Genomic DNA, 3,542 nt, shown 5'->3' with positions numbered 1-3,542 from the left:
GCGGGCCCGCCGCGGCGCCGGCCGCCAGGACGCCGGCCAGCAGGCCCGCGCACCCCAGCAGCACCGCCGTCAGTCGCTTCGCGTCACGCATGGCTTCCTCCATCAATCGGTGGGAGAGGATGTCCGGCCGGGTGGGCTCCGGAAGGGCCGGATGGGCGCCGGGGCTCCGGCGTCCGCGCGGCCCGCGAGTGCGTGATTCGTCGGCAAGGGTCCGGGGGGCGCATACTACATCGGCTCCGGAGGGAAGACAAAGCGCGCCGATTTCCGTTCGATCCCCGTCCGCCGGCCGCCGCCGCCCGGCACCCGTGTCCGGCGAGCTGTCCGTATCTGCGCGGGACCGGGTGCCCCTTGCGTAATTCGCTCGCACATAACAATATCCGTGTCTCGGCTCAACCTTCTTTCCCCGGGCCGTCACCCCCACCCTCTCACCCCTCTCCCGCCGTGTTCTTCCTGAAGCTCCTGGGCGGCGCCGCGCTCGAAGACGACGGCACTCCGGTCACCGGGCGCCCGGTGCACCGGCGGCGGCTGGCGCTGCTGGCCGTGCTGGCGGCCGCGCGGGGGCGCACGGTCGGGCGCGAGCGGCTGGTGGGGTACCTCTGGCCCGAGAGCCCGGGCGACGCCGCGCGCCACCTCCTCTCCGAGTCGCTCTACATCCTGCGCAAGGCGCTGGGCGAGAACGCCTTCGTGGCCGCGGGCGACGAGGTGGGGCTGGACCCGGCCGTGGTGGCCAGCGACGTGGCCCTCTTCCAGGACGCCCTGGAGAAGGACGACCCCGCGGCCGCCGCGGCCCTCTACGCCGGGCCGTTCCTGGACGGCTTCGCGGTGAGCGACGCCCCCGAGTTCGAGCGCTGGGCCGAGGAGGAGCGCGACCGCCTGGGGCGCGCCTACGCCCGCGCGCTCGAGGCGCTGGCCGAGGCGCGCGAGGCCGAGGGCGACCCGCTGGGCGCCGCCGAGTGGTGGAAGCGCCTGGCCCGCCACGACCCCTTCAGTTCGCGGGTGGCGCTGCGGGTGATGCGCGCGCTGGAGACGGGCGGCGAGCGGGCGGCCGCCGTGCGCCACGCGGCGGTGCACGCCGCCATGGTGCGCCAGGAGCTGGGCGTCGAGCCCGACGCCGAGGTCGAGGCGCTCGCCCGCCGCATCCGCGAGGCCCCCCGCCCCGCGCCCGCCGCCCCCGCGCCGCCTCCCGCCGCGGCGGCGGCCCCGGCCGAGACGCGCCGCGCCCCGGCCCCGGAGCCGGCGCCGGCCGTCCCCGCCGCCGTGGTCCCCGCCGCCGCGGACGAGGACCGTCCGTACGCGGCCGAGGTCGAGCGGCGCGCCGCGGGGCCGTCGCGGTGGCTCCAGCGGCCGCGGCACCCGCGCGGGCTGGCCACCGTGGCGATGGTGGGGGCCATCGCCATCGGGCTCACCCTGGGGCTGCAGCGGCAGAGCCCGGCGGGCGAGGACTCGAGCGTCTACATCGTCCTCCCCTTCGCCGAGCACGGGGGCGGGGCCACGTTCAGTCCCGACCAGGCCGAGCTCCTCCTGCACGACGCCCTCTCGCGCTGGACCGACCTGCAGCTGGTGGACGCCCAGCGCGCCCGCGACCTGCTGGCGCGCTACGGCGTGCCGAAGACCCTCTCCGAGGCGCGGGAGATCGCGCGCCAGGCGGGGGCCGGGCGCATCCTGTGGGGCGAGATCACCCCGCTGGGCGACAGCGTGGCGGTGCGGGCCGGGCTCTACGACCTGCGCCGGGGCGGCGACGCCCCCGAGCACACCATCCGCTTCGGGAAGGACCTGGGCGGCGCCTCGGCCCGCATGGGCGAGCTGGCCGCCGCGCTCCTGGGGCGCGAGGTGAACCCCGCGGGCGACGCCGAAGACGCCGCCGGCACCACCTCGCTGGCCGCCTGGCAGGCGTACCAGCGCGGCCGCCTGGCCATGGCGCGCTGGGACCTGGAGGCCGCGCGCGAGCAGCTGGCGCGCGCCGTGGAGACCGATCCCGGCTTCGCCGCCGCGCACCTGTGGCTGGCGCAGGCCATCGCCTGGACCGGCCAGTCGGACCCCGCCGAGTGGCGCGGCGACGCGGCGCGGGCCCTGGCCGACTCGGCCCGCCTGGCCCCGCGCGAGCGCGCCCTGGCCCGCGCCCTCCTGGCGCTCGGCAGCCACCGCTTCCCCGAGGCGTGTGCCGCGTACGACGCCCTGGTGGCGCGCGACTCGGCCGACTTCGCCGCGTGGTTCGGCCTGGGCGAGTGCCACCGGCGCGACTGGGTGGTGCTCCCCGACCCGGCCAGCCCGTCAGGGTGGCGCTTCCGCGGCAGCTACCACCGCGCCGTGCAGGCGTACGGGCGGGCGCTGCGCACCGTCCCCTCCTCGCACCTGGCCTTCCGCGGCGCGGGGTTCGCCCGGCTGAACGAGCTGCTGCAGGCCGACCCCACCCTGCTGCGCTTCGGGATGAGCACCGGGGCCGACACCGTGCGCTTCGCCGCCTACCCCTCGCTCGCGGCCGACACGCTGGCCTTCGTCCCCTGGCGGGCGGAAGACGTGGCGGCGCTCCGGCGCGAGACGATCCCGGCCACCCGCAACGCGGCCGTCTCCCGCAACCGGGCGGTCCTGCGCGGGGTGCTGCTGCAGTGGGCGCGCGCCTTCCCGCAGAGCCCCGACGCGTACGAGGCGCTGGCCGCGGGGCTGGAGACCATGGGCGAGATCCGCGCGGTGCGCCAAGGGCAGCCTTCGGCGTTCACCGCGCTCCGGCAGGCGCGGATGCTGGCCCGGAGCCCCGAGCAGCGGCTGCGCCTGTCGGTGGCGCAGGTGCGGCTGTACCTGCGCACGGGCGAGTGGGAGCGGGCGCGGGCCCTGGCCGACTCGGCCCTGGCCGGGTGGGCGGACCCCGGGCCGCGCGAGGCCCGCGCGCTGGCGCCGCTGGCGGTGCTCACCGGCCGGGCCGAGCGGGCGCGGGCGCTGGTGCGCGCCGGCGTCCCCGAGGAAACGTTCTTCACCCCGCAGGGGCAGATGGTGCAGGTCCCGGCGCCGCTGGCCGAGGCGTGGGCCGACGCGCTGGTCTACGGCTCGCTGGGGATGGCGCGCGAGAGCGAGGCCGCCGAGCGGCAGGTGGAGCGGCTGATCGGCACCTGGATCGCCCCCGCCAACCGGGCCGCCGTGCGCACCGCGCTGCTCGGCTCGCCGCGGCGGCTCGGCTGGGGGCTGGGGGCGGCGCGGGCGTGGCGGGCGCCGCTGGCCGAGCCCGACTTCGTGGTGGAGATGCAGCAGCTCCTGGCGCGCGGCGACGCGCGCGCCGCCCGCGAGCGGCTGGCCGGGGTGGCCCAGGCGCGGGGGAGCCGCCGCCCGGGCGACCTGACGCTCGACTTCGTCTTCCCCGAGGCGGAGCTGCGCCTGGCGCTGGGCGACACGGCCGGCGCCGTGGAGGAGCTGGACCGCACGCTGGCGGCGCTGGAGGCGCTCCCGCCCACGGTGCTGGACCGGGTGGACGAGGCGGCCGGCCTCACGCGCGCCATGCGCCTGCGCGCCGCCGTGGCGTCGGTCCGCGGCGACCGCCGCACCGCCGAGGC

At 78.6% G+C, this 3,542-nt stretch carries 1 protein-coding gene; it reads left to right on the top strand.

Going from position 1 to position 3,542, the window contains the following annotated elements; genetic code table 11:
* Window positions 1–441 precede the first annotated feature (441 nt).
* Window positions 442–3,542: BTAD domain-containing putative transcriptional regulator (locus VF746_05770; protein HEX8691903.1), on the top strand; the 3,101-nt coding region annotated here is incomplete at its 3' end.

Origin of the sequence: Longimicrobium sp. (assembly GCA_036389795.1) — a bacterium.
GTDB lineage: Bacteria > Gemmatimonadota > Gemmatimonadetes > Longimicrobiales > Longimicrobiaceae > Longimicrobium.
Note: the sequence above shows the minus strand (reverse complement) of the source record. Positions and strands in the feature narration are given on the sequence as shown.